Here is a 25,788-nt window from a genome sequence, read left to right as displayed (position 1 = left end):
CGCGCATGACCGGGACGCCGAAGCGCACAGACCAGCCGGTCGCGGCCGTCACCGGCTCCCCGGCGACCGCGATGGGCCGTACGTGCGCGACCCGGCTGACCGGCGTTTCGTCACCACTTCGACCGGTGTTTGCCGCATAATCGCAGAACGCGAACGATCAAGGACGGGAGGTCGCGGTGGGTGACCGGGGGACGCTCGTGCCTGAGGCGGCCGCGGAGTACATCGCCTCCTTGCGGACCAAGAAGCTCTCCCCCCACACCGTCGCGGCCTACGAACGGGATCTGCAGCTGATCTCCCGGCTCGCGGCCGCGCACGCGGGGGTGACGGTGGAGGAACTGGCGGTGGCTGAGGTCGGGGGGCGGCTGATCCGGGCCGCGTTCGCGGATTTCGCCGAGCCGCGCTCCCCCGCGAGTGTCAACCGCGCGTGGAGCGCGTGGAACCAGTTCCTGACGTTCTGTGTGGCGGAGGGATGGCTGGAGGGGAACCCGATGGCGGCGGTGCCCCGGCCCAAGCAGCCGGCCAAGGCGCCGAAGCCGTTGCTCGGCGACGGGAGCGCGTCGGCGACGTTGCTGCGGCGGATCGCGGACGGGGCTCGTGAGGCGCGCGATCCGTGGGTGGAGCGTGACCTGGTGGTGCTGGCTCTGGCGCTGGTCACGGGGATGCGGTCGGCGGAGTTGCTCGGGGTGACGCTGGGGTCGGTGGGGGGCTCCCCCGGTGACCGGCGGGTTCAGGTGGTCGGCAAAGGCGGTAAGACCAGGTCGTTGCCGATCGAGCCGCCGATCGAGTATCTGATCGACGATTATCTGCGGAGCCGTCTGGAGCGGTTCGGGCTGGAGTCGTTGCCGCGGTCGGCCCCCCTGCTGGTGGACACCAGGAACCGGCCGTTGCAGCGCGGCGGGTTGCAGTATCTGGTGCGGCAGTGTTACCGGTACGCGGGGATCAGTGACCGGGTGCAGCGGGGCACGCTGGTGCACGCGTTGCGGCACGAGTTCGCGACGCGCCTGGCGGAGCGTGGTGCGACGGCGCATGAGCTGATGGAGCTGCTCGGTCACTCGTCGATCGTGACGGGTCAGGCGTACATCGCGTCGACGGCTCGTGAGGTGCGGCAGGCCGCGCGTGGTAACCCCGCGTACGGTGTTCTGGATGGTCTGCGCTCCCCCGGTGGTCCGTGACGGTTTCAGGGTGTGGACGGGATGACGGCTGTGGCGGTGATCTCGACGATTTGGCCGGCGTAGCCGAGGACGGTGACACCGAGCAGGGTGGAGGTGTGGGGGCCGGTGGTGAGGCCGGAGGCGTGGACGACGTCCCAGACCGCTCGGAGGTCGGCGTGGTCGGTGGTGGCGACGTAGACGGTGGTGGCGATGACGTGCGGCAGGCCGGTTCCCGCGGCGTGCAGCGCGGTGGTGAGGTTGCGCAGGACCTGGTGGGTCTGCGCGGTGGGGTCGCCTTCACCGACGAGGTTTCCGTGGGGGTCGAGAGGGACGGCGCCGGCGAGGAACACCAGCCGCTCCCCTGCTTCGACGATCGCGGTGTGTGCGTATCCGGGTGGTGGGGTGAGCTCGTTGACGGTCATGCGTGTCACCATCGGCGGTGGTTCCCCCTCGGGTGGGTGCGGGTGTGGGGGTCGGCGGCGGCCGGTGGCCGGTGTGCCGGGTGGCGCCTATGGTGCCGAGCCGGTCGTGTGGTGTCATCTGGTTTTGCCGGTCGCTCCCCCGGTGCCGGTCGCTCCCCCGGTGCGGGATGCGGATTGTCGGTGGTGGCGGGTACGGTCGGCGTGATCACCGGCCGGCGATGGAGGGGAACGGATGCGGCCCGCAGATCTGGAGCGCGTCACTGTGCGGGAGTCCGCCGATCGTTATCTCGATCTGGTGCGGGCCAGGACGGTGACGGGTGCGTTGTCCCCGGCGACGGCCGAGGTGTACAGCCGTGATGTGGCGACGTTCGCCGAGCTCGCGGGGCCGGGTCTGGTGCTGGACGATCTGACGGGTGCCGATGTGGACGCGGTGTTGCTGGCGTTCGCGCGTAAGCCGGACGGCCGGCGGGTGCGGCCGGGGGGTGGGGGGCAGAGCGCGGCGTCGCAGTCGCGGTTCCGGCGGTCGGTGTCGGCGTTCTTCAAGTACGCGGTGCTGGCGGGGTGGGTGCAGGTCGATCCGATGACGGCGGCGACGGTGACGGCGCGGGAGCGTGGCGGGTTGCGTCCTGAGCGGCGTGCGTTGACGCGTGAGCAGGCGCGGGGGCTGGTGGGTGCGGCGCGGGGGCTGAGTGAGGCGCAGCCGGCGCAGGGGCGGCGTGATCAGCGGACGCATCTGCGTGACGCGTTGATCGTGATGGTGTTGTCGACGGTGGGGCCGCGGGTGTCTGAGCTGGTGCGGGCCAATGTCGAGGATTTCTTCACCAATGACGGGGTGCGTTATTGGCGGGTGTTCGGCAAGGGGGGCCGTACGCGGGACATTCCGTTGCCGGTGGATGTGGCGGGTGCGTTGGAGGCGTATCTGGCGGAGGGGCGGCCGGCGACGGCGGACAAGGCGTTGTTGTTGTCGTGGCGGGGGCGGCGGCTGGCGCGTGGTGACGTGCAGGCGGTGATCGACCGTGTGCAGCGTCATGTGGATCCCGCTCAGCGGCGCAGTGTCACGCCGCACGGGTTGCGTCATACGACGGCGACGCATCTGCTGGCGGACGCGGTGGACATGGACGCGGTGCGGCGTGTTCTCGGGCACAGTGATCTGGCGACGCTGGGGCGGTACCGTGACGAGCTGCCGGGTGAGCTGGAGGTCGCGATGCGGACCCATCCGTTGCTGCGTCCGCCGCGGTGATCGTGCCGGGGGTGGCCCCCCGGGTGGGTGGTGCGGGTGGGGGGCCGTACGATGCCGCGTGTGGAAGAACGTGTGCTGGGCAGGACGGGTCGCCGGGTCGGTGTGGTGGGGCTGGGTGCGTGGCAGCTGGGTGCCGACTGGGGTGAGGTCGGTGAGGACGAGGCGCTGGCGACGTTGCGTGCCGCGGTGGATGCCGGGGTGTCGTTCGTCGACACGGCCGATGTGTATGGGGATGGCCGTAGTGAGCAGATCGTGGGCCGGTTGCTGAAGGAGCGGCCCGGGGTGACGGTGGCGACCAAGATGGGCCGCCGGGTGCCGCAGGAGCCGTCGGCGTACACGTTGGACAATTTCCGTGCGTGGAACGATCGGTCGCGGCGGAACCTCGGTGTCGGCACGCTGGACCTGGTGCAGTTGCACTGCCCGCCGACGCCGGTGTATTCGACGCAGGCGGTGTACGACGCGCTGGACACGCTGGTGGCGGAGGGCCGGGTCGCCGCGTACGGGGTGAGTGTGGAGACGTGTGAGGAGGCGTTGACGGCGATCGCGCGGCCCGGGGTGGCGACGGTGCAGATCATTCTCAACGCGTTCCGGTTGAAGCCGCTGGAGCGGGTGTTGCCGGCGGCGGCGGAGGCGGGGGTGGGTGTGATCGCGCGTGTCCCGCTGGCCAGCGGGTTGCTGTCGGGTCGTTACTCGCTGGACACGGCGTTCGGTCCGGATGATCATCGCCGGTTCAACCGGCATGGTGAGGCGTTCGACGTGGGTGAGACGTTCTCGGGTGTCGACTACGCGACGGGCCTCGCCGCGGTGGAGCGGTTGCGGCCGCTGGTGCCGGAAGGCATGACGATGGCGCAGTTCGCGTTGCGGTGGATCGTCGACCAGCACGGTGTCAGCGTGGTGATCCCCGGTGCCCGCAACCCCGAGCAGGCGCGGTCCAATGTGGCCGCCGCGGCTTTCCCGCCATTGGACGCCGAAACCCGCACGGCGGTCGCCGCCGTGTACGACGAACTCATCCGTCCCCTGGTCCACCACCGCTGGTAGGCCCCGGCTCCCCCGGCTCCCCCGGCTCCCCCGGCTCCCCCGGCTCCCCCGGCTCCCCCGGCTCCCCCGGCTCCCCGTCTTGTTGTTGATGGGGTTGCTCTCTGTGTTTTAGGTGGTGTCCGTATAGCCAGAGCCTTTACTTTGTAGATTTGTATGATTTCAGGGGTTGTGTGGGGCTTGGGCTATCTGGGTGGTGTGGTGGGGGTCGGTGAGGATGTCGGTGTTGTCGCAGAGTTGGTCTACTGAGCCGGAGAGGGGGGCGGTGCGGAGGTCGGGGGTTGTGGTGGCGAGGAGGGCGTCGGTGAAGCGGTCGGCGGCGATGACCATGAAGGGGCGGTCGTGGTAGGGGCGGGGGGTTTCGTCGAGGGGTGGGGTGAGGCGGAGGCGGTTGTGGAGGGCGGCGACGCCGCGGTAGGCGGCGCACAGGTTCTCCTCGCGCCGGCGCCAGGTGGGGGCGGTGAGTGCGGCGGTGAACCTCTCCCCCAGTTCGGCGGATCCGCCGAGGCGTGCGAAGGCGCTGCCGAGCCATTTGGCGTACGGGGGGTAGCGGCGGCGCATGAGCAGGCACAGCCGCATGAGGTCTTCGACGAGGCGTGCGGTGACGACGACGGAGCCGAGGTGGTCGCCGACCTCTTCGCAGCGGCCGGGGAAGCTTTCCAGTTGCGCGACGCGGCGCCATTGGCAGGCCAGGATGTACCGCCAGATGTGCGGGGGGTACCAGCGCAGGTTGGCGCGTGCGGTGGTGAGTTCCCCGAGGCCGTCGTGGAAGACTTCGCCGCTGGTGGTCTCGGCGAGGCGTTGCCAGGGTGCCGACAGCCAGTCGGCGGTGGTGATCTGGCCGCGGGGGTCGAAGCCGAGGCGGCTTTCGGCCCAGGTGCCGAGGTCGGTGACCTGGACGCCGTGGCGGATGAGCCGGTGCGCGGAGCCGTAGGTGGTGGGGTAGCCGCGGAACCGTTCGGGGAGGCGTCCGTCGAGGAGTTTGGTGAGCGCGGGGACGCGTGCGGGTTCGGTGAAGATGAGGACGCGGGGGCCGAAGTCGTGGTCGGCGGACCGCTGGGTGTCGAAGGCCAGGACCTCTGATCCGGGGCCGATGAGTGCCGCGCCGTGGGGCACGTTGCCTATGAGTGGACGCACCATCTGGGTGTAGAAGGCGCGGGAAAGTTCCCGTCCGGGAACGAACCCGGACACGAAATCGGACATCACCTCCTCACTGTGCCTGTCCGCGCCGCGGTTCTCATCTGGTTTTCTCGCCGGTGGACGGACGCGGGGTCAGGTGGGGGTGGTGAGGCGTGCGGCGGCGACGGTGTGGCGGGTCAGGCCGAGGCGGTGGTAGATGCCGGCGGCGGTGTGGTTCCCGGCGTCGGCCATGAGGGCGACGTAGCCGTGGTGTGCGTGCAGGGAGTTGACGAGGAACCGGCACACGGTTTCGGCGTGGCCGAGGCCGCGGTGCGCGGCGGCGGTGGCGACTCCGGCGATGAACCCGGCGCCGGGGGTGCTCCAGGCGTCGGCGCCGACCGATACCGGTGTGCCGTCGCCGCCGCGGATCCCGGCCCAGCGGTGGACGCCGGGGAGCCCGGGGACGGCGTAGGAGCCGGGGTTGGCGGCGGCGAGCAGTGTGGTGACCGCGGGTTCGTCGGCGGGGGTGAGCCAGGTGGCGTCGCCGGTGGCGCCGGGTGCGGCGGTGCGGGTGTCCAGCCAGTGGAACGCGGCGGCGAACTCCAGGCCGGGGACGTGTGCGGCGAGGTGCCGGATGAGGGGTTCGCCGCCGAGGGGCCGGTAGGTGGGTCCGGTCTCGGCCAGTGCGTGGCGGACCAGGGGGACGGCGTCGGCGGGTGGGCCGGTGACGGTGAGCCGGTCGCGGCGGGCCAGCGCGGGGCAGGCCACCGCGACGGCGTCGCGGTGGGTGAAGACCCGCACACCGGGCCGCCGGCCCTGCACGGCCCAGTGGAGCATGGTGGCGGGGGGTGCGGCGGCGGTGATGTCGGCGGGCCGGGTGAGTTCCCGGGTCACAGGATGGGGCCGGGCCGGTAGGCCGCGGCGCCGGGGTGGCGGGTGGTGACGGCGGCGATGCGGGTCACCACGGCTTCGACCTGGCGGGTGGCGGCCCCGGTGAACGGCGCGGGGTCGGCCAGCAGGCCGCGCAGGGCCGGGGTGTCCAGGGGGAACCGGGGGTCGGTGCCGAGGCGGTCGAGCAGGTCGTTGGGTGAGCCGGTCTGCCGCATGCCGAGTGCGGCGGCGACGGCGTGTTCTTTGATGAGTTCGTGTGCGGTCTCGCGGCCGACGCCGGCGCGGACGGCGGCCATGAGCATCTTGGTGGTGGCGAGGAACGGCAGGTACCGGTCGAGTTCGGCCTGGATGACGGCGGGGAAGGGGCCGAATTCGGCGAGGACGGTGAGCATGGTCTCGGTGAGTCCGTCGAAGGCGAAGAACGCGCCGGGCAGCGCGACGCGCCGGACCACCGAGCAGGACACGTCGCCTTCGTTCCACTGGTCGCCGGCGAGTTCGGCGGTCATGGCGGTGTAGCCGCGCAGGACGACGGCCAGGCCGTTGACGCGTTCGCAGGAGCGGGTGTTCATCTTGTGCGGCATGGCGCTGGACCCGACCTGGCCTTCCTGGAAGCCTTCGGTGACCAGTTCGTGGCCCGCCATGAGGCGGATCGTCGTGGCGAGGCTGGACGGGGCGGCGGCGAGCTGGACCAGTGTGGTGAGGACGTCGTAGTCGAGGGAGCGGGGGTAGACCTGGCCGACGCTGTCGAGGCGGGTGGCGAACCCGAGGTGCGTGGCGACGCGGTCCTCCAGCGCGTCGAGTTTGGCGGTGTCGCCGCCGAGGAGGTCGAGCATGTCCTGTGCGGTGCCGACGGGGCCTTTGATGCCGCGCAGGGGGTAGCGGGCCAAAAGGTCCTCGCAGCGGGTGTAGGCGGCGAGGAGTTCGTCGGCGGTGGTGGCGAAGCGTTTGCCGAGGGTGGTGGCCTGTGCGGCGACGTTGTGGGACCGGCCGGCCATGACGAGTCCGGTGTGGCGTGCGGCGAGGTCGCCGAGGCGGGCCAGCAGTGCGACGGTGCGGTCGCGGGCGAGCAGGAGGCTGTCGCGGATCTGCATCTGCTCGACGTTCTCGGTGAGGTCGCGTGAGGTCATGCCTTTGTGGACGTGCTCGTGACCGGCGAGTGCGTTGAACTCCTCGATGCGGGCTTTGACGTCGTGCCGGGTGAGGCGTTCGCGTGCGGCGATGGAGGTGAGGTCGACGGTGCCGGCGACGCGTTCGTAGTCGTCGGCGACGCCGGGGGGCACGGGGACGCCGAGGTCGGCCTGTGCGCGCAGGACGGCCAGCCACAGCCGCCGCTCGGCCACGATCTTGTGCTCGGGGGACCACAGCCGCACCAGGTCCGGTGAGGCGTAGCGGGTGGCGAGGACGTCGGGGATGCTGGGCTTGGCGGTCACGTGCGCCAAGTGTATGCGGTGCGGCGGTGGCCGCCGTCCGGCGGGTGGCCGGGGGTTTCGCGTGGCCGGGGTGCGTGCGCCGCGGCCCGGGGGTGGTGCGGTGGATCAAGCGTTTACCCGGGGGTCGGCGTGGGGCCGGACGGGAGGGGGGATTCTCCGGTGCACACACGGGTGCGTGCGACGACACCCGAGAAACCCGTCATAACGGAGATATCGTGGACGATCCTGATGTGCCGGCGGTGAGCCGCCGTGACGTGCTGAGCCTGTCGGCCGCGGCCCTGGCCGGCGCGGTCCCCCTGGCCGTGCCGTCCTGGCCGGTGGCCCCGGCGCTCGCGGCGGCGGCCCCGTCGCAGGTCCACGGGCCCACGGCGGGGGTGTCGCCGTCGGAGGACCTCATGCGCGAGCACGGGGTGCTGAAAGGGATCCTGCTGGTGTACCGGGAGGGGATCCGCCGCGTGCAGCGTGGTGAGCGGGTGCCGGCGCAGGCGCTGCACGCCGCGGCGCGGGTCGTCCACGACTTCGTCGAACTGCACCACGAATGCCTGGAGGAGAAGTACGTCTTCCCGCGGCTGCGCGAGGCCGGCCGGCTGCGCCGCACGGTCGCCGTCTTGCACCGGCAGCACTGGCGTGGACGTGACCTGACCAGGCGCATCCTCGCCGTCACCCGCGGCCCGGGGGTCTCGGCTCGCGACCGCCGCACCTTGGTGTCGGACATGGCGGCGTTCGTGCGCATGTACGAGCCGCACGAGGCCCGTGAGGACACCGTGGTGTTCCCCGTGTTCCGCCGGTTGACCCCGGCCAGGGAACTGGCCCGCCTCGGTGAGGTCTTCCGGGCCGAGGAGTACCGCCGGTTCGGCCCGCACGGCTTCACCACCGTCGTCCGCGAGGTCGCCGACATCGAACGGGCCCTGCACATCTACGGCCTGGACCAGTACACCCCGCCGAAGACGGCGCGCCACCACCGGCGCCGCGGGCCCCGGGCCCGCTGACCCGGCCCGGGCCTCCGCTCCCCCGGCGCCGGCCGGGACGTCACCGGTGTCCCGGCCGGCGTCCCGGCCAGGGTCAGCGGGTGGCCAGCTCGGCGTCGTACACCGTCACCTCGGGGCCATCGGCGCCGCCGCGGCGGCCGCGGCGGCTCAGGCGTTCCTTGACGCGTTCGACGATGGTGTACAGGGTCGGCACCAGCACCAGGGTGAGCAAGGTGGAGGACACCAGCCCGCCGATGACCACGACGGCCAGCGGCTGGGAGATGAACCCGCCCGAACCGGTGAGGCCGACGGCCATCGGGGTGAGCGCGCAGATGGTGGCGATGGCGGTCATCAGGATGGGCCGCAGGCGCCGCCTGCCGCCTTCCATGACGGCCTCCACCACACCGAGGCCCTGTTCGCGGTACTGGTTGATCAGGTCGATCAGGACGATGGCGTTGGTGACGACGATGCCGATCAGCATCAGCATGCCGATGAGAGCCGGCACGCCGAGCGGGGTGTCGGTGACGCGCAGCAGGCCGATGGCGCCGGTCGCGGCGAACGGGATGGACACCAGCAGGATCAGCGGCTGCACGAAACTCCGGAACGTCGCCACCATGATCATGAAGACGATGGCGATGGCCGCGAGCATCGCGAGGCCGAGCTGCGCGAACGCCTCACCCTGGTCGGCGCTGATGCCGCCGATGCTGTAGGTCACCCCGGCCGGCAGCGTCAGGGTCCCCATCCGCTCGGTGATCTTCGCGGTGACGGCGCCGAGGTCGCTGGCGGTCGCGGCGGCCGAGACCGACGCGGTGCGGTCACCGTCCTGCCGGGTGATCTGCGTCGGCCCGTCGGCCTCACGCACCTCGGCGACGCTCGACAGCTTCACCGTGCCCGCCGCGCCGGCCAGCGTCAGGTTCCGCACCGCCGTCAGGGTCTTCGGCGCGTTGCTGGTCCGCAGGATCAGGTCGTTGGTGCGGCCGTCCACGGTGACCTGCCCCACCGGGGCGCCGCGGAACGCCTGCGCGACCTGCTGCGCGACCCCGGCCTCGGTGAGGCCCCGCGCGGCGGCCTTGCGGCGGTCCACGTCGACCTCGATCCGCGGCGCGCTGGACTCCAGGTTGGACGACACGTCCCGCAGCCCGTCGATGCCCTTCAGCGCGGCCAGCACCGCGTCCGAGCCCGCGCGCAGCGCCGCGATGTCGGGGCCCTGCAGGATCACCTCGGCCCGGTCGGAGGCGAACCCGCTCTGCTGCCCGCCGACGGTGATCTCCCCCGCCCCGGTGAGACCGGCCAGGCGGTCACGCAGCTCGTCCTGCAGCACCGGGGTGTCGGTGCCTTCGGCGACGGTCACCGAGTACGACGCGCGGTCGGCCGACCCGCCGAGCCCGCCGGCGAAGCCCCCGCCGCCTCCCACGTTCACCTGGTAGGAGGCGACGCCGTCCATGCCGGACAGGATCTGCTCGACCTTCTTGGCCGCGGCGTCGGTGGTGGCCAGGTCCGTCCCCGGTGGCATCTTCTGCGTCAGGGAGATGGTGTCCTGGCCGGAGGAGTCGATGAAGTTGGTCTTCAGGCCCGGCGCCAGGCCCACCGTGCCGGCGAACACGACGAACCCCAGCAGCAGCGTGAGGAACCGGCGGCGGGTCGCGAACCGCAGCACCGGCAGGTAGGCGCGCTGCAGCGGGCTGCGCAGCTCCTTGCGCTCGGCCTCGGCGCGCACCGCCGCGGCCTGCTCGGGAGTCAGTTCCGGCGCCTTGAGGAACCAGTACGCCAGCACCGGGATCACGGTCAGCGACACCAGCAGCGACGCCAGCAGCGCCACCGTCACGGTGATCGCGAACGGCGCGAACAGCTGCCCCACCATGCCGCCGACGAACGCGATCGGCGCGAACACCGCGACCGTGGTGAGCGTGGACGCCGTCACCGCGCCGCTCACCTCGCGCACCGCGCGCAGCACCGCCTGCCGTTTCGGCTCGCCGTACGCCAGGTGCCGTTTGATGTTCTCCAGCACCACGATCGAGTCGTCCACGACACGGCCGATGGCGATGGTCAGCGCGCCGAGCGTCAGCAGGTTCAGCGAGTAGTCCCCCACCCACAGCGCGATCAGCGCGATCACCACCGACAGCGGGATCGACACCGCGGTGACGATGGTGGACCGCACCGACAGCAGGAACAGCAGGATCACCAGGACCGCGAACACCAGGCCGAGCAGGCCCTCGGTGGACAGGTCCTCGATGGACCGCTCGACGTAGGGGGCCTGGTCGAACACCACGGTGATCTCCGAGGCGTCGCCGAGCGCACGGGTCAGGCCCGCCAGCTGCGCGCGCACGTCGTGGGAGATGCGCACCGCGTTGCCGTCGGGGGTCATGGTGATGGCGACACCGAGGCTGCTCTTGCCGTTGGTGCGGGTGATGGTGGTCGCCTCGGCCGGCTCGCGCACGATGTCGGCCACGTCGCCGAGCTTCACCGGCTTGGGTGCCGCCGGCGGCGCCACCGCACCGGCCCTGCCGGGGAGGCCCTGCTGCGCGCCGGGACGGGCCTGCTGGGGCAGGGCCTGGGCCTGCGGGGTGAGGTACAGGTTCTTCAGATCGGCGATGGAGTCGACGCGCCGCCCCACCTGCACGGTCAGCGACGTGCCGTCCTTGACGAGGCTGCCGGCCGGGACGGGGGTGCCGTTGGCGCGCAGCACATCGGGGATCATCGCCGGCGACAACCCCATCTTGATCATCTTGCCGGTGTCGGGGTAGATGACCACGGTCTGCTCACGCGCGCCGCTGACCGTCACCTCGCGCACACCCTCCACGGCCCGCAGCTGCGGCACCGCGACACGCTCCAGCTTGTCCAGCATGGCGCGGTCGTCGCCGCCGTCGCCGACCGCCAGCACCATCACCGGGATGTCGTCGGTGCCGCCGGCCAGCACCTGGGGGTCCACCCCGGCGGGAAGCTGCGCCTTGATGCGGCTGATGGCCTGCTGCATCGAACTGACCGCGCCGTCGATGTCGGTGCCGTACTCGAACGCCACCTGCACCTGCGCGCGGCCCTCACGCGACACCGAGGTGATCTTGGTGACGCCTTCGATGCCCTGGAAGCTCGCCTCGATGGGCTTGGCGACCTGCTCCTCCACGATGTCAGGCGCGGCCCCCGGGTACGGTGCCACCACGAACGCGCCGGGGAACGACAGCGACGGCAGCAACTGCTGCTTCAGTGACGGGATCGCGAAGACACCGAACGCGCTGACCACAAGGGCGATCATGATGACGAGGCTGCGGTTGGCGAGGCTGAGCCTGGCCAGAGCGGTCATAACGGGGGCCTTCCGGAGGAACCGACGCTGAAGAGAGTTCTGGCAATCCTAACACTTCATGCGATACGAATATTTAGCGTTCCCATGAACTCCTGGTAACCTGGACGCCGGGTGAGCGGAAGGTGACGGTGGACGAGAGAGAACAGCTGATCGCACGCATCAGCGAGTCGCAGCACGCCTTCGGCCGTGCCTTCGCCCACGAACGCTCCACCCCGCTGCTCGCCAGCAACCTCACCATGCAGCAACTCAAGATCGCCCTCATCCTCGCCCACCGCGGCCCCACCCCCGGCCAGGAACTCGCCCACACCCTCGGCGTCGCCCTCGGCACCGTCACCGGCATCGTCGACCGCCTCGTCGCCCAAGGCCTGGTCACCCGCCGCGAGGACCCCGCCGACCGCCGCGTCCGCCTCGTCGAGCTCACCGACGCCGGCCACCGCATGACCGGCGAACTCGCCGACGCCGGCGCCGTCGGCTGGCGCCGCCTGCTCGAACGCCTCCAGACCCCCACCCTGCGCCGCCTCGACGCCGTCATGCTCGAACTCCGCGAAGCCTTCGCCGACATGTACGGCCCCGGCTGACCCCACCCGCGGCCCCCGCCGCAGGGGACAGTTCACCAGGCGGCCCGCGGGACGACGGGCCCCGTGGACGGCATGGACGGCCCGCGCCGGCCGCCTCCCGGAGAAAGGATCCGACGGCAGCCAGAGCCATAAATTCGTAGTACCTTTCCATCACCCGATGACAACGCCCCGCCTGGCCTGCTACGTTGTGACGCCATGCGATCTCCCGCCGAGGCGTACCTGCACCGGATGTTCTCCCTGGAAGGCCGGACCGCCCTGATCACCGGAGGCAGCTCCGGCATCGGGCACGCCATGGCCGAGGCCATCGGCCTCGCCGGCGCCTCGGTCGTGCTGGTCGCACGGCGCGAGACCGAACTCACCGCCGCCGCCGGGAAACTGCGCGCACACGGCGTCGACGCGCACATCCTGCCCGCCGACCTCGCCGACGAGGACGCCGTACGCCACGTCTGCGACCACGCCGCCACCTTCGCCGGCGACATCGACATCCTGGTCAACGCCGCCGCCAACAACATCCGCCGGCCCATGGACCAGCTGACCCGCGACGACTACGACGTCACCGTGCGGGTCAACCTCACCGCCCCCTACCTGCTCGGCGCGCACTTCGGCCCCCGCATGGCCGCCCGCGGCTTCGGACGCATCATCAACGTCGCCTCCCAGCAGGCCGTCAGAGCCTTCGGCGACAGCGGCGTCTACGGCGTCAGCAAAGCCGCGCTCACCGGCCTCACCCGGTCCCAGGCCGAAGCCTGGTCACCCCGCGGCGTCCGCGTCCACACCGTGATGCCCGGCTTCGTCCTCACCCCCCTCACCGAGGCCGCACAAGCCGTCCCCGGCCGCGTCGAGGCCATGGCCGCACGCACCCTCACCGGCCGCAACGGCGACGCCACCGACTTCGCCGGCGTCGCCGTCCTGCTCGCCGGCGACGCCTGCGCCGGCATGACCGGCCAGTCGGTGTACGTCGACGGCGGCTTCTCCGTCCACTGACCTCACCCGTCCGGCCCCGCACGACCGCACCGCGGGACGCTGCCGCGTCCGTCCCGCCGGGGCCCCGGCGTCCGCACCGGGTCGAGGCATCCCCACCCGACCCCACAAAAACGGAAATGCATCACGATGCGCGTGAAACATGACATTTAGCCGCTTTTTTCCTGAGCTTTGGCGCGGCGTCACCCCCCACACGCGATGCTCGATGAGGAGGAGGTAATCCGTGACGCACAACACCATCCGCCCCCGCATCGTCGTCGGCGTGAGCAACTCCCCCGCCGCCACCGCCGCACTGCTGTGGGCACTCGGCGAGGCCACACTCCGCCAGGCACAGGTCGTACCCGTGCACGCCTGGCAATGGTCGGGCCAGCACCGCGCCTCGTACGCACCCATGGGGAACTGGCGCTCACCCGACGAGGAATACCAGGCCGTACGCGAACGGATCCGGCGCGCCGTCGCCGCCGTCGCACCCGGACTCACCCCGGTCGTGGCCAAAGGACCCGCCGCACAGGTCCTCCTGGAACACAGCGCCGGCGCCGCCATGCTGGTCCTCGGCGTCCGCGCCACCGACCCCGGCGCACCCGCCGCCGCTCCCCCGGTGGTCGCCGCCTGCGTCATGGCCGCACGCTGCCCCGTGGTCGTCATCGCCGCCCCCGCCGCGGCGGCCCCCGCCTTCCGTCCCTACGACGTCACCCTCAGCGGGGCCCCGATCGGCTGAGGGGGTTGGTTTTTGTAGTAGGAGTTAAGGTCCAGTAACCCACCACCTTTACAATGTAGATCAAGACTGGGGCCGGTTGTAGAGCGCGTCCAGGCCGGCGGCGGCCTCGGCCATGAACGCGCGCAGCTCCGCGGGGCCGACAACCTCCAGGTCGGCCCCCATGCGCAGCAGCAGCCACCCCGCGTGGCGCACCGACTCCACCGGCAGGCGCAGATGCCGCCAGCCGTCGGCGTCCGGCGGGCCCGCCGACTCCAGTGCGGCGTCCGCCGGCCGGGTGCCGACCGTGAGGCGCAGCATCGCCTCGGCGCCGGGGGCCAGGCGGACCAGCGCCTCATAGGGGTACATCCGTTCCTGGAACCCGGCGGCGTACTCGTGCCAGAAGGCCGCCAGGTCGAACCCCTGCGGACGGGTGAAGCGGACCGGCTGGACCTGCGCGGTCACGATGCGCGACACCCGGTAGGTGCGCGGCGCGGCGTCACGGGGAGCCGCGATCATGTACCAGGTGCCGCCCTTCAGCACCAGGCCGTACGGCCGCACCTCGCGTTCCACCTCGGTGGGGCCCCAGCGGCGGTACACCATGCGCAGCCACCGTTCCTCCCACACCGCGTCCGACACCGGGCCGAGCCACGGCACCTCGTCGGCGTCGCGGTACCAGCCGGGGACGTCCAGCAGGAAACGCCGCCGCATGCGGGAGGCGTGCGAACGCGGCTCAGGCGGCAGCGCCGCGAGCATCTTCAGCTCGGCCGCCGCCGCCACCTCGGCCAGGCCGAGCTCGGCCGCCGGTCCCGGCAGCGCCGCCAGGAACAGCGACGACGCCTCTTCGGCGGTCAGCCCGTTCAGGCGCGTGCGGTAGCCGTCCAGCAGGCGGTACCCCCCGGCGGGCCCCCGGTCGGCGTACACCGGGACACCGGCCGACGACAGCGCCTCCACGTCGCGGTACACCGTGCGCACCGACACCTCCAGCTCCCTGGCCAGTTCGGTGGCCGTCATGTGGCCACGGGTCTGCAGGAGCAGGAGCAAGGACAGAAGGCGTCCGGCGCGCATGGCCCCCAGTGTCGCGCACCCCTGGCCGGCACCGGCAAACCATGCTCCTATGAACACATGCCGAGCCCGCCGCCACCGGCGCACGACACCCCATCGGCGACCCGATGGCGCGGCCCCGCGCAGCCGGCACGGCCCCCTGCCCCCACGGCGGCACCCCCGCCTCCCCGGCGCGCCGCCACCGCCGTGTACCTGCTGTTCCTCACCTCCGGGGTCGCGGTCGGGGTGTGGACCGCGCGGATCCCCGCGCTGAAGGAACGCCTGCACCTCGGCGAAGGGGAACTGAGCGTCGCGCTGCTGGCCATCGCGCTCGGCGCGTTCGCCGGCATGCAGCTCGCCGGCCACCTGGTGGACCGGCTCGGCACCGCCACGGTCATGACCCCCGTCGCGTCCGCGCAGGTCCTGGTGCTGCTCCTGCCCGCCGCCATGCCGGGCCTCGCCGCGCTGGTGGCGGCGCTGCTGCTGTTCGGGATGGTCCTCGGCATGCTGGACGTCGCGATGAACGCCAACGCCGTGCAGGTGGAACGCGCCCGCGGACGGCCCATGATGTCGTCGTTCCACGCGGTGTTCAGCATCGGCGGGTTCCTCGGCGCCGCGCACGGCGGGCTGTTCGCGCACGCCGGCATCGGCCCGCAGGCCACCTTCACCGCGGCCGCCGCCGCGCTGGCCGTCCCGGTGCTGCTCGCCACGCGCTGGGCCCTGCGTGCCGGGCCCGAACCCCGATCACCCGGACGGCGCGCCGGGGTCAGGACACGTGAGGTGCTGCTCCTCGGGGTCCTGGCGTTCTGCTGCTTCGTCGGGGAAGGCGCCGCCGCCGACTGGGGGTCGGTGTACCTGCGTGAGGACCTCGGCGGTTCCCCGGGGTTCGCCGCCGCGGCCTACGCGGCGTTCTCGATCACCATGACCGCGGGACGGCTCGCCGGGGACCGCCTGGCGGCGCGGTTCGGCCCGGTGGCGCTGGTGCGCTGCTGCGGCGTCCTCGCCGGCGCGGGCCTGGCCGCAGGGCTGCTGGCCGCGCATCCGGTGGCCGCGGTGGCGGCGTTCGCGTGTTTCGGCGCCGGGCTGTCGTGCACCGTGCCGCAGGTGTTCTCCGCCGCCGGCAACCGCGACCCCGCACGCGCCGGCCAGGCCCTGGCCCGCGTGGCGGGCCTCGGCTACCTCGGCATGCTCGCCGGGCCCGTGCTCATCGGGGCCTTCTCCGAGATCGCCGGCCTGCCGGCGGCGCTCGGCATCCCCGCCGCACTGGCCCTGCTGGTCGCCCTCACCGCCGGGGCCCTGCGGCCGGCCGCTCGCGACCGGGGGACGGCCACCTGACCCACATCCCCCCGCACGACGGCCCCTGGGTGAGGACCGCCGGCGCCGGGTCAGATGTCGCCGGGACGGTCGTCGTCACCCGGCAGGCTGGGCCGGGGGGAGACACCGCTCTCCCCCGGTGACGGGCTCGGCGACGGCTTGAGGGTGTCGCTCGGCGACGGCACCGGCGGCGGCGTCGGGACGTACTGCGTCGCCGGCAGCGGACGGCCGGGACCCGGCGGGTCCTCCTTGCGGCCGAGCAGCATCCACGCGATGGCGATCGCCAGCACCAGCAGCGCCACCAGGGCCGACAGCGCCACCATCACCGCGCGCCTGGTCTCGGTCGGCGGCGGCGCGGGAGGCGGCGGCGCCGGCGCCGCCGGCACACGGTCCCCCAGCCAGTACGGCACGAAGTCCGGGCCATGCCGGTCGCCGATCAGCGTGCCGGTCATCATGACCGACGACAGGAACCACGACGCGCTCTGCTCCCCCGGCGTGTACGGCACCGCCACCCACGGGGCCGGGCCCTCGTCCATCGCGATGATCCGCGGCGTGTTCGCCGGCGCGCGGCCACGGGCCCGGCCGATCCACCCGAGCACACCGCCACGCGCCGTGCGGGCCTGCCTGGCGGACGTCAGGAAACGCTCACGGGCCGCCGCGTCCATCGCCGCGCCCCTGGTCAGCAGCGCCACCGACACCGCGCGGCCCGCCTCGTCCTGCGCCAGGTACACAAAACCCGTCGGCAAAGTCTGCAACCGCGCCTGGACGACATAGGGGCCAAGCCGGGGCGGGTCGCCGAACTGGAGCGGCTGGAGCGGAGTGGCCACGCAGCCATGAAAGCACACCCACGGCCCCCCGCTCACCGCGACGGCCACAGCCACCGACGGCGAGAACCCGCGATGTTCAGCCATCCGCCAGGGGAAGCGGAAGTCCGGGGAGCGGGGGAAGGCGGCACGGACGGCGGGAACCCGGGACCGGCCGCGTGTCCTTACCCCGCCATTACACCGAGCCGATCATCATGGACGTGCTGTGCACGTCGTCCGTGGTGCCACCGGGCCGGTGCCGAGGCGCCGGTCCCCGACGGGATCCTCCCGGCGCACCGTGCCGGTACCGTGCACCTTTGCTTCCGGTTTGATGGAATGGGCCGCATGACCGTTGCCGAAGAACGCAGTGGCGGAAGCGGGCCCGAGGAGGGCGCCGACGCCGATCTCGGCCTGCTGCAGCAGGCCCTGTCGGAGGTCCGGCGTGTCATCGTCGGCCAGGACCACATGGTCGAGCGGCTCCTTGTGGCGCTGCTCGCCCGTGGCCACTGCCTGCTCGAAGGTGTGCCGGGTGTCGCCAAGACCCTCGCGGCCTCCACGCTCGCCACCGTCGTGGGCGGCACCTTCGCCCGCATCCAGTTCACCCCCGACCTGGTGCCGAGCGACATCGTCGGCACCCGGGTGTACCACCCCTCCAGCGAGAGCTTCGACATCGAGCTCGGGCCGGTGTTCGCCAACTTCGTCCTCGCCGACGAGGTCAACCGCGCACCCGCCAAGGTCCAGTCGGCGCTGCTGGAGGTCATGGCCGAACGGCAGGTCACCCTGGCGGGCCGCACCCACCCGCTGCCGAAACCCTTCGTGGTGCTCGCCACCCAGAACCCGGTGGAGTCCGAAGGCGTCTACCCGCTGCCGGAGGTGCAGCGCGACCGGTTCCTGTTCAAGGTCCGCGTCGGCCACCCGACCGCCGGCGAGGAACTCGAGATCCTGCACCGCATGAGCGTCTCACCGCCGCTGCCCGGCCGCGTCCTGGACCCCGACCGCCTCATGGCGCTGCAGAAACTCGCCGACCAGGTGTCGGTGCACCAGCTCGTCGCCGACTACGTCGTCCGGCTGGTCATGTCCACCCGCTCCCCCGCCGAGTACGGCCTGCGCCACCTGCAGGAGGCCATCGAGATCGGCGTCAGCCCCCGCGCCACCCTCGGCCTGGTGTCGGCCGGCCGCGCGCTGGCGCTGCTGCGGGGCCGCGACTACCTGCTGCCCGACGACGTGCGCGACGTCGCGGTCGACGTCATCGGCCACCGCCTCATGCTCACCTTCGACGCGCTGGCCGACGGCGTCGAACCCGACGACGTGGTGCGCCAGATCCTCTCGTCCGTCCCGCCGCCCCTGGTGGTCTGGAACCAGGGCCAGCGGTGACCGCCGCCACACCACAAGACCCCGCCGCACCGCCGCCGCACCCGCACCACCACCCCCCCGAGCAGGTGGAACGTCCCGGCGGCACCGGCGGCGGCCACGGCCCCGAGCACGCGCTGCGGCGGCTCGAACTCACCGTCGTACGGCGCCTGGACGGCCTGCTGCAGGGCCGCCACCAGGGCCTGCTCCCCGGGCCCGGCAGCGAACCCGGCGACAGCCGCATGTACGTCCCCGGCGAGGACGACGTACGGCGCATGGACTGGGCCGTCACCGCGCGCACCCAGGTCCCCCACGTGCGCGACCTCATCGCCGACCGCGAACTGGAGACCTGGGTCCTGGCCGACCTGTCCCCCAGCATGGACTTCGGCACCGCCGACATGGAGAAACGCGACCTGGTGATCGCCGCCGTCGGGGCCCTGGGTTTCCTCACCACCCGCATCGGCGACCGCTTCGGCGCGTACGTCATCCAGGGCGACCAGGTGCACCACATGAGCGCGCGCACCGGCAGACCCGCCATGTACGCGCTGCTGTCGGCGCTCCTGGACACCCCCCGCGGCCTGCCTCCCGGCGGCCCCACCCGGCTCGGCGAGGTCATCCAGACCCTCGCCGCCGCGCGGCGGCGGCGCGGCCTGCGGGTCGTGGTGTCGGACTTCCTCGAACTCGGCCCCGGCGGCGAACCCGACGCCGAACGCACCTGGGAACGGCCCATGCGGCGTCTCGCCGCGCGCCACCAGGTGCTGGCCGTCGAGGTCGTCGACCCCCGCGAGCTGGAACTCCCCGACGTCGGGCTGATCAACCTCACCGACCCCGAGACCGGGCACACCCGCCACATCCACCTCACGCCGAAGATCCGCCGCGCCTACGCCGACGCGGCGGCACGCCAGCGCGAGGCCAACCGGGTGGCGCTGCGCCGGTGCGGCGCCGCGCACCTGGTCCTGCGCACCGACCGCGACTGGGTGTACGACATCGCGCAGTACACCCTCAGGCACCGGCGCACCGCCCATCTGGCCGCACGGCATCCCACCAGGAGGGCCGGTACGTGATCTTTCTGTCTCCCGCATGGCTGTGGCTGTTCGCCGGCCTCGCGCTCATCGCCGGCGCGTACGTCGCCGCGCAGTTCGCCCGCCGCCGCTACGCCGTCCGGTTCACCAACCTGGCGCTGCTCAGCTACGTCGCACCCGAACGGCCCGGCTGGCGCCGCCACGTCCCCGCCGGACTGTTCCTGGTCATGATGACCCTGCTGGTCCTCGCCGCCGCACGGCCCGCCGACGAGACCCGCGTGCCGCGCGACCGCGCCACCATCATCGTGGCCGTGGACATCTCGCTGTCCATGGAGGCCTCCGACGTCACCCCGACCCGGCTGGTCGCCGCGCAACAGGCCGCGCAGCAGTTCGTCAAGGACCTGCCCGAACGGTTCAACGTCGGCCTGGTGTCGTTCGCGCGCTCCGCCGCCGTCGTCGTGTCCCCCACCACCGACCACCTGGCGGTCATCACCGCGATCGGCAACCTGTCCACCCGGCCCGGCACCGCCATCGGCGAAGCGGTGTTCAACTCCCTGGACGCCGTCCGCTCCTTCGACCAGCGCGCCGTCACCGACCCCCCGCCGTCCGCGATCGTCCTGCTCTCCGACGGCGACAACACCTCGGGCCGCTCGGTCAACGAAGCCGTCCAGGCCGCGCTCGGCTCCAAGATCCCCGTCTCCACCATCGCCTACGGCACCCCCGAAGGCACCGTCAGCATCGACGGCCGCGACGTCCAGGTCCCCGTCAACAAGACGACCCTGCAGTCCCTGGCCGACGGCACCGGCGGCCGCTCCTACGCCGCCGAGTCCAGCGACCAGCTCCGCGACGTCTACAGCCAGATCGGCACCTCCCTGGGCTTCCGCGTCGTCCACCAGGAAATCGGCCAGCACTTCACCATAGCCGCCATCCTCGCCGGCCTCCTGGTAGCCGCCACCGCCCTCCTCCTCGGCACCCGCCTCCCCTGACCCCACCGGACAGCCGGCAAGGCGCGGGGGGTGGAGGCGACCGAGCACAGGCATCGGCCGGGGGTTGGTAACGTCTGTGGACGTGACGTCCAAGCAGGCGGGGGCGCAGTACTTCGAGGAGCGGCCGGGGGCGGCGACGCGGCCGGGGACGGTCGATGTGGTGCTGGCCGATGTGCATCTGCGGCTCGCCACCGACAGCGGGGTGTTCTCACCGGGGAGGCTGGACCCGGGGACCAGAGTGCTGCTCGAATCCGTTCCCCCTCCCCCGCAGCACGGCGACCTGCTGGACCTCGGCTGCGGGTACGGGCCGATCGCGCTGACCATGGCCTCCCGTGCGCCGTCGGCGACGGTCTGGGCCGTCGACGTGAACCGGCGGTCGGTGGACCTGTGCGCGCGGAACGCCGCGAGCAACGGCCTTGACAAAGTAAGGTCACTGCATGTGTCCGAGGTGCCGCCGGAGCCGCGGTTCGCCGCGATCTGGTCCAACCCGGCGATCCGCATCGGCAAACCCGCGCTGCACGCCATGCTCACCCAGTGGCTGGACCGGCTGACCCCGGACGGCGCGGCGTACCTGGTGGTGCAGAAGCACCTCGGCGCCGACTCCCTCCAGCGGTGGCTCAATGACCAGGGCTGGCCCACCGAGCGCGTCACCTCCCGCTCGGCCTACCGCGTGCTGCGCGCGACCGCTCGCCGGACCGGCGACCCGGACAGCCACCCGGACGACGAGCCGGACGGCGACCCGGTGGCCACCCGCTCGGACACCCCACCAGACCACCGCCGGCCACGACCCTTCGTCCCACCCCTCCCCCATCCGGACACCGAACAGGAACGACGAGAACGCCGATGACCACACCCGCCCGCAGGCAGCTCCGCCAGACCGACGTCAAGCGGCTCAACCGCACCTGGCGCCGGGGCACGCAGGGACGGCTGTCGGTGATCCTGGAGTCGGTCACCGGCCCGTTCAACGTCGGGTCGATCTTCCGTACCGCGGCCGCGTTCGGCGCCGAGCGCATGTGGCTCGCCGGCAACACCACCCCGCCGACCAACCCCAAGGTGCAGAAGACCGCACTCGGCACCGACCGGCTGGTCCCCTGGGAGGAGGCCGTCCCCGCGGTCGACGCGATCCGCGAGGCCAGGCAGGACGGCTACACCGTGATCGCCGTCGAGCTCACCGCCGACGCCGTCCCCCTCCACAGGGCCCGGCTGGACCGCGACGTCTGCCTGGTCCTCGGCAGCGAGGACCACGGCTGCTCCCCCGCCGTCCTGCAGGCCGCCGACGAGGTGATCTACATCCCGCAGGTCGGCCGGGTCGGCTCCTTCAACGTCGGCGTCGCCGCCGCGATCGTCCTGTCCGAGACCCGCCGCCAGGAATGGGCCGCCGCCGGCGACCAGGCGACGGCCGATGGGGGTTCGTGACCCAAATGTTCACCCTCGTGAAGTGACGAGAACGGGGTGGACGCGGAATACTCACGGTCGTGCAGCAGCGTTATCCGTTCCTCGATCACCCCGGGCCGCTGGCATTCGCTCACCGAGGCGGGGCCGCCGAGGGCCGGGAGAACACCATGGCGGCGTTCTCCCGGGCCGTCGAGCTCGGGTACGCCTACCTGGAGACCGACGCGCACGCCACGTCGGACGGGGTGCTGCTGGCGTTCCACGACCACACCCTGGACCGGGTCACCGACCGGGGGGGCCGCGTCGCGGCGCTGCCATACCGTGAGGTGCGGCGGGCCCTGATCGGCGGCGTCGAGGAGATCCCGCTGCTGGAGGACGTCCTCGGCACCTGGCCCGACGTGCGGGTGAACATCGACGTCAAGGACTCCCCCGCGATCGGGCCGCTGGCCGAGGCGATCCGCCGCACCGCCTCCTACGACCGCGTCTGCCTGACGTCGTTCTCCGACCTGCGGCTCGCGCGGGCCCGCCTGGCGCTCGGCCGTCCGGTCTGCTCGGCGCTCGGGCCGCGCGGCGTGGCGCGGCTGCGGGCCGCCGCGATGGGATCGGGGTACGGCCGGCTGCTCGGCGGGCTGGCCCGGCTCGGGGTGCCGTGCGCGCAGATCCCGGCGGGGTTCCGCGGGGTGCGGGTCGCCACCCGGGCCGTCGTCCGCACCGCGCACGCTCTCGGCATGCAGGTGCACGTGTGGACGGTCAACGACCCCCGGGCCATGGAGGACCTGCTGGACATCGGGGTGGACGGCATCATGACCGACAACATCTCCGGTCTGCGCGACGTCCTCACCTCCCGCGGCCAGTGGCACCCGCGCGCCTCCGCGGCCCACGCCTGACCCACCCACCCCTCGTGCCGCACGCCACAGGCCAGGAGAGACCCCGATGAGCACCCCCGTCCTCGCCGAGCAGACCCCGGCGGAGCGCAGGCGCGAGCAGCGCGGCTGGTACTGGTACGACTTCGCCAACTCCGGGTTCCAGACCACGGTGATCACCGTGTTCCTCGGGCCCTACCTGACGGCGCTCGCCGAGAACGCCGCCGGCGGCGACAACGGCTACGTCCCCTTCCTCGGGTTCGACTTCCGCGCCACCGCCTACTTCTCGGCGATCGTCACCATCTCGGTGGTGCTGCAGATCGTGGTCATGCCGATCGCCGGCGCGCTGGCCGACCACACCGGCCGCAAACGTGAGCTGCTCGGCCTGTTCGCCTACCTCGGCGCGGCCGCCACCCTCGGTTTCTACTTCGTCCACGGCGAGGCGTACGTCCTCGGCGGTGTGCTGTTCATCGTGGCGAACGTCGCGTTCGGCGCGGCGATGGTGGTGTACAACTCGTTCCTGCCGCAGATCGCCGGGGCCGAGGAACGCGACGCGGTGTCCTCACGCGGCTGGGGGTTCGGCTACCTCGGCGGGTTCCTGCTGCTGGCGGTCAACCTGTTCCTGTACCAGGGCAGCGGGGTCGAGGAGGGCCTCGCGGTGCGCATCAGCCTGGCCTCGGCGGGTCTGTGGTGGGCCGTGTTCGCGGTGATCCCGCTGCTGCGGCTGCGCAACCGGCCGGTCGGCGCGCAGGACGCCACCCCGGCCCAGGCCGTCACCGGCAGCTTCCGGCAGCTCGGCCGCACCATCGCGGGGCTGCGGCGCTACCCGCGCAGCATGCTGTTCCTGGTGGCGTACCTGGTCTACAACGACGGCGTGCAGACGGTGATCTCGTTCTCGGCGACCTACGCCGACCAGGAGCTCGGGCTCGGCAAGACCACGCAGATCACCGCGATCTTGATGGTGCAGTTCGTCGCGTTCGGCGGCGCGCTGCTGCTCGGACGGCTGGCGTTCCGGTTCGGCACCAAACGCACCGTGCTCGGCAGCCTGGTGGTGTGGACAGGGGTGGTAGGGGTCGCGTACTTCCTGCAGCAGGGGGCCGCGGTGCAGTTCTACGCGATCGCTTTCCTCATCGCGATCGTGCTCGGCGGCACACAAGCTCTGTCGCGGTCGCTGTACTCGCTGGTGATCCCCGCCGGCAAGGAGGCCGAGTACTTCAGCCTGTTCGAGGTCAGCGACAAGGGATCGGCGTTCCTCGGGTCGCTGACGCTGACCATGGCGCTGCAGCTCACCGGCAGCTACCGCACCGCCATCTTGTCCCTGGTGGTGTTCTTCGTGATCGGTTTCGTGCTGCTGCTGACCGTCAACCTGCCGCGCGCGGTCCGCGAGGCCGGCAACGAGGTGCCCGCGCACCTGTGACCACCGGGGACGGGCCGTGACGGGTCGTGACGGGACCGCCGATGAGGGACGGATCGGGCGAGCGCCGCGCAGGAGGGCGCGAAAAGCGCGATTGGATCACCCCAAGGGTGGGAATCCATCCACGGTATCAAGCGTTGTAAGCCGTGGAGACCCACCCCTCACAGATGGGGCCCTCAGGAGGCATTGAAACATGGGCGAGCGTGCACTTCGCGGTACCCGGCTCGGAGCCACCAGCTACGAGAACGACCGCAACACCGATCTGGCGCCACGCCAGGAGGTGCCCTACACCTGCCCGAAGGGCCACCGGTTCGATGTGCCCCTCGCCGCCGAGGCGGAGATCCCGGCGACGTGGGAATGCCGTAGCTGCGGTGCCACCGCACTACGGGTCGACGCCGAGCAGCCCCAGCAGAAGAAGGCGAAGCCGCCGCGCACCCACTGGGACATGCTGCTGGAACGCCGCACGATCGAAGACCTCGAAGAGGTGCTGAACGAGCGGCTGGCCATCCTTCGGGCACAACGGCGCAAGAGCGCCTGACCATTCCGGCCGGACGGCGCGTGCGGGCCACCGCGGAACGTGGCCCGCAGGCGCCTTTTTGCTGTCCGCACCCCGAAGGCCGCGGCGAACGTGCCGGGCCTCAGGATCGAGCACAGGACTCGGGGCAGAACCTGGCCTCGGGGTGGCGCGTCGACGGCTTGTCCAGCAGGGGCTGCCGCTGTGCCTTCAGGTGCCGGTCGAGAAAGGCCGCCACGTAGGTGCGGGTGAGTTCGGCGCCACGGGCCGCGGGCATCATGCCGGGGAGAGGTTCGAGGCCGATGGCGTCCGCCACCAGCGGGATGTCGGTGAAGGTCTGGTGTTCGGCGTTCGACAGCACGAGCCAGCGTTTCCACCCGGTCAGCAGCGTCCAGTCGCGGTCCCACGAGGTGTCGCGGCCACCCGGGACATGTTCGTGCGAACCGAGGAACATGAACGGCCGGGAGAGGCCGCTCTTGGGGATGCGCGCGTAGGTGGTGCCGTCCATGTCGATCCCGGCGCGGATGCGCGGGTCCTTGATCATGGCCGCCACGGTGCCGGCCCCTCCGATCGACTGGCCGGCCATCGCGATCCGTTTGCGGTCGATCAGGTCGGAATGCCGCCCCTTGGCGGTCAGCTGGTCGAGGACGAAGGAGACGTCGGCGGCCCGGCCCTGGACCAGCCCCGCGCCGAAGCCGGGGTCGGTGTTGCTGTCGCAGGCGATGCATTCGGCGACCCGGCCGTCGGCCAGGGTGGTGGCGTAGCTTTCGTAGGTGTGGTCGATGCCGGCCACGACGTACCCCCGGCTGGCCAGGTCCTCGGCCAGGGACGTGAGGGTGCTCATCGGTTTGGTGAAGCCGGGTGACAGCACCACCAGCGGCAGCCTCCGTCCCGCGGGTTCGGCGTCCTTGACGGCGTTGGTCCGGGTCTTGCTCAGCGTGTCGTACGGCACGTTCGCGATCCCCGAGCCTTTCAGCAGGAGTTCCGATTCCTTGGGTGTCATGTACGGCGCCGGCGGCCCCTCGCGCCGCTTGGCCGGGTACCACAGGGTGACCTTGAGTTCCCTGGCGCTGACGTCGAGGTCCCAGGGATCGGGCCGGGAGGTGTCGGTCAGATACCGGACGGTGGTGCCGACCGGGTGGTCGCCGGTGGGGGCCGGCAGGACGGCCGGGCCGGTCGGTGTGGCCGGCGGGCCGGCGTCGGACCGGGGTGGGGTGGGGGCCGAGCAGGCGGACGCGGTGAGGACGGCCAGTCCCGCGGCGACGGCCAGGAGGTGTCTCAT

General features: G+C 72.1%; 23 protein-coding genes and 1 pseudogene. 16 read left to right on the top strand and 8 right to left on the bottom strand.

Going from position 1 to position 25,788, the window contains the following annotated elements; all coding sequences use genetic code 11:
- The first annotated feature begins 176 nt into the window (after positions 1-176).
- Positions 177-1,172 carry a tyrosine-type recombinase/integrase gene (locus BJ992_RS16280; RefSeq protein WP_184981860.1) on the top strand — a complete coding sequence of 332 codons (996 nt, stop codon included), beginning with the start codon at positions 177-179 and terminating at the stop codon, positions 1,170-1,172.
- Between the two features lie 5 nt (positions 1,173-1,177).
- Here BJ992_RS16280 and BJ992_RS16275 read toward each other — a convergent pair whose 3' ends face one another.
- Entirely contained in the window at positions 1,178-1,573 is a 396-nt protein-coding gene (locus BJ992_RS16275) for a RidA family protein (RefSeq protein ID WP_221474847.1), read from the bottom strand.
- A gap of 232 nt (positions 1,574-1,805) precedes the next feature.
- Between BJ992_RS16275 and BJ992_RS16270 the strand changes: the two genes are divergently transcribed.
- Entirely contained in the window at positions 1,806-2,813 is a 1,008-nt protein-coding gene (locus BJ992_RS16270; protein ID WP_184981856.1) for a tyrosine-type recombinase/integrase, read from the top strand.
- Positions 2,814-2,873: 60 nt separating this feature from the next.
- Positions 2,874-3,851 carry an aldo/keto reductase gene (locus BJ992_RS16265; protein WP_184981854.1) on the top strand — a complete coding sequence of 326 codons (978 nt, stop codon included), beginning with the start codon at positions 2,874-2,876 and terminating at the stop codon, positions 3,849-3,851.
- A gap of 159 nt (positions 3,852-4,010) precedes the next feature.
- Here the strand turns inward: BJ992_RS16265 and BJ992_RS16260 are convergent, their stop codons facing one another.
- The 3 genes from BJ992_RS16260 to purB form a co-directional block, all read right to left on the bottom strand.
- Positions 4,011-5,051, bottom strand: coding sequence for a DUF4037 domain-containing protein (locus BJ992_RS16260; protein ID WP_184981852.1), 1,041 nt, complete (start codon positions 5,049-5,051; stop codon positions 4,011-4,013).
- Positions 5,052-5,120: 69 nt separating this feature from the next.
- A complete protein-coding gene (locus BJ992_RS33800) occupies positions 5,121-5,861 on the bottom strand; it encodes a GNAT family N-acetyltransferase (protein ID WP_184981850.1) in 741 nt (246 codons plus the stop codon).
- A complete protein-coding gene (gene purB / locus BJ992_RS16250) occupies positions 5,858-7,288 on the bottom strand; it encodes an adenylosuccinate lyase (RefSeq protein WP_184981847.1) in 1,431 nt (476 codons plus the stop codon). The genes BJ992_RS33800 and purB overlap by 4 nt, the downstream gene beginning before the upstream one ends.
- A gap of 215 nt (positions 7,289-7,503) precedes the next feature.
- Here purB and BJ992_RS16245 point away from each other — a divergent pair, with 215 nt between their 5' ends.
- Positions 7,504-8,277: a hemerythrin domain-containing protein gene (locus BJ992_RS16245; protein WP_343072693.1), complete on the top strand. Its 774-nt coding sequence runs from the start codon at positions 7,504-7,506 to the stop codon at positions 8,275-8,277.
- 73 nt (positions 8,278-8,350) lie between these two features.
- Here the strand turns inward: BJ992_RS16245 and BJ992_RS16240 are convergent, their stop codons facing one another.
- Positions 8,351-11,554, bottom strand: coding sequence for an efflux RND transporter permease subunit (locus tag BJ992_RS16240; protein ID WP_184981845.1), 3,204 nt, complete (start codon positions 11,552-11,554; stop codon positions 8,351-8,353).
- Between the two features lie 128 nt (positions 11,555-11,682).
- On the opposite strand from BJ992_RS16240, the gene BJ992_RS16235 reads away from it, so the two are divergent.
- The 3 genes from BJ992_RS16235 to BJ992_RS16225 all read left to right on the top strand — a co-directional run bounded on the left by BJ992_RS16235 (position 11,683) and on the right by BJ992_RS16225 (position 13,828).
- A complete protein-coding gene (locus BJ992_RS16235; protein WP_184981843.1) occupies positions 11,683-12,132 on the top strand; it encodes a MarR family transcriptional regulator in 450 nt (149 codons plus the stop codon).
- Positions 12,133-12,327: 195 nt separating this feature from the next.
- Positions 12,328-13,113, top strand: a complete 786-nt coding sequence (locus BJ992_RS16230; protein WP_184981841.1) for an SDR family NAD(P)-dependent oxidoreductase — start codon at positions 12,328-12,330, stop codon at positions 13,111-13,113.
- A gap of 220 nt (positions 13,114-13,333) precedes the next feature.
- Positions 13,334-13,828: a universal stress protein gene (locus BJ992_RS16225; RefSeq protein ID WP_184981839.1), complete on the top strand. Its 495-nt coding sequence runs from the start codon at positions 13,334-13,336 to the stop codon at positions 13,826-13,828.
- 60 nt (positions 13,829-13,888) lie between these two features.
- Here BJ992_RS16225 and BJ992_RS16220 read toward each other — a convergent pair whose 3' ends face one another.
- Positions 13,889-14,872: a helix-turn-helix transcriptional regulator gene (locus BJ992_RS16220; protein ID WP_184981837.1), complete on the bottom strand. Its 984-nt coding sequence runs from the start codon at positions 14,870-14,872 to the stop codon at positions 13,889-13,891.
- A 57-nt stretch (positions 14,873-14,929) separates the two neighbouring features.
- Here BJ992_RS16220 and BJ992_RS16215 point away from each other — a divergent pair, with 57 nt between their 5' ends.
- The gene (locus BJ992_RS16215; RefSeq protein WP_184981835.1) at positions 14,930-16,183 is read left to right on the top strand and encodes an MFS transporter; all 1,254 of its coding nucleotides are present in this window, start codon (positions 14,930-14,932) and stop codon (positions 16,181-16,183) included.
- Between the two features lie 50 nt (positions 16,184-16,233).
- Here the strand turns inward: BJ992_RS16215 and BJ992_RS16210 are convergent, their stop codons facing one another.
- Complete coding sequence (locus BJ992_RS16210) at positions 16,234-16,989, bottom strand: hypothetical protein (protein ID WP_184981833.1); 756 nt, start codon at positions 16,987-16,989, stop codon at positions 16,234-16,236.
- Positions 16,990-17,310: 321 nt separating this feature from the next.
- Between BJ992_RS16210 and BJ992_RS16205 the strand changes: the two genes are divergently transcribed.
- From BJ992_RS16205 to BJ992_RS16170, 8 genes and pseudogenes are all read left to right on the top strand, one after another.
- Positions 17,311-18,339 (top strand): AAA family ATPase, encoded by a 1,029-nt coding sequence (locus BJ992_RS16205; RefSeq protein ID WP_184981831.1) that lies wholly within the window; start codon positions 17,311-17,313, stop codon positions 18,337-18,339.
- A gap of 65 nt (positions 18,340-18,404) precedes the next feature.
- A complete protein-coding gene (locus tag BJ992_RS16200; RefSeq protein ID WP_184988235.1) occupies positions 18,405-19,379 on the top strand; it encodes a DUF58 domain-containing protein in 975 nt (324 codons plus the stop codon).
- Entirely contained in the window at positions 19,376-20,323 is a 948-nt protein-coding gene (locus BJ992_RS16195) for a VWA domain-containing protein (protein WP_184981829.1), read from the top strand. Before BJ992_RS16200 ends, BJ992_RS16195 begins: the two co-directional genes overlap by 4 nt.
- A 64-nt stretch (positions 20,324-20,387) precedes the next feature.
- Positions 20,388-21,005: pseudogene (locus BJ992_RS16190) on the top strand (class I SAM-dependent methyltransferase); the annotation flags it as partial.
- A gap of 161 nt (positions 21,006-21,166) precedes the next feature.
- Positions 21,167-21,739 (top strand): RNA methyltransferase, encoded by a 573-nt coding sequence (locus BJ992_RS16185; protein ID WP_184981825.1) that lies wholly within the window; start codon positions 21,167-21,169, stop codon positions 21,737-21,739.
- A gap of 59 nt (positions 21,740-21,798) precedes the next feature.
- Positions 21,799-22,602, top strand: a complete 804-nt coding sequence (locus BJ992_RS16180) for a glycerophosphodiester phosphodiesterase family protein (protein WP_184981824.1) — start codon at positions 21,799-21,801, stop codon at positions 22,600-22,602.
- A gap of 46 nt (positions 22,603-22,648) precedes the next feature.
- Positions 22,649-23,995: an MFS transporter gene (locus BJ992_RS16175; RefSeq protein ID WP_184981822.1), complete on the top strand. Its 1,347-nt coding sequence runs from the start codon at positions 22,649-22,651 to the stop codon at positions 23,993-23,995.
- 190 nt (positions 23,996-24,185) lie between these two features.
- The gene (locus tag BJ992_RS16170) at positions 24,186-24,530 is read left to right on the top strand and encodes an RNA polymerase-binding protein RbpA (protein WP_184981820.1); all 345 of its coding nucleotides are present in this window, start codon (positions 24,186-24,188) and stop codon (positions 24,528-24,530) included.
- Between the two features lie 100 nt (positions 24,531-24,630).
- Here the strand turns inward: BJ992_RS16170 and BJ992_RS16165 are convergent, their stop codons facing one another.
- A complete protein-coding gene (locus BJ992_RS16165) occupies positions 24,631-25,788 on the bottom strand; it encodes an alpha/beta hydrolase family protein (protein WP_184981818.1) in 1,158 nt (385 codons plus the stop codon).

The sequence above is a fragment of the Sphaerisporangium rubeum genome (assembly GCF_014207705.1).
Lineage (GTDB): Bacteria > Actinomycetota > Actinomycetes > Streptosporangiales > Streptosporangiaceae > Sphaerisporangium > Sphaerisporangium rubeum.
This window is presented reverse-complemented; position numbering and strand designations above follow the sequence as displayed.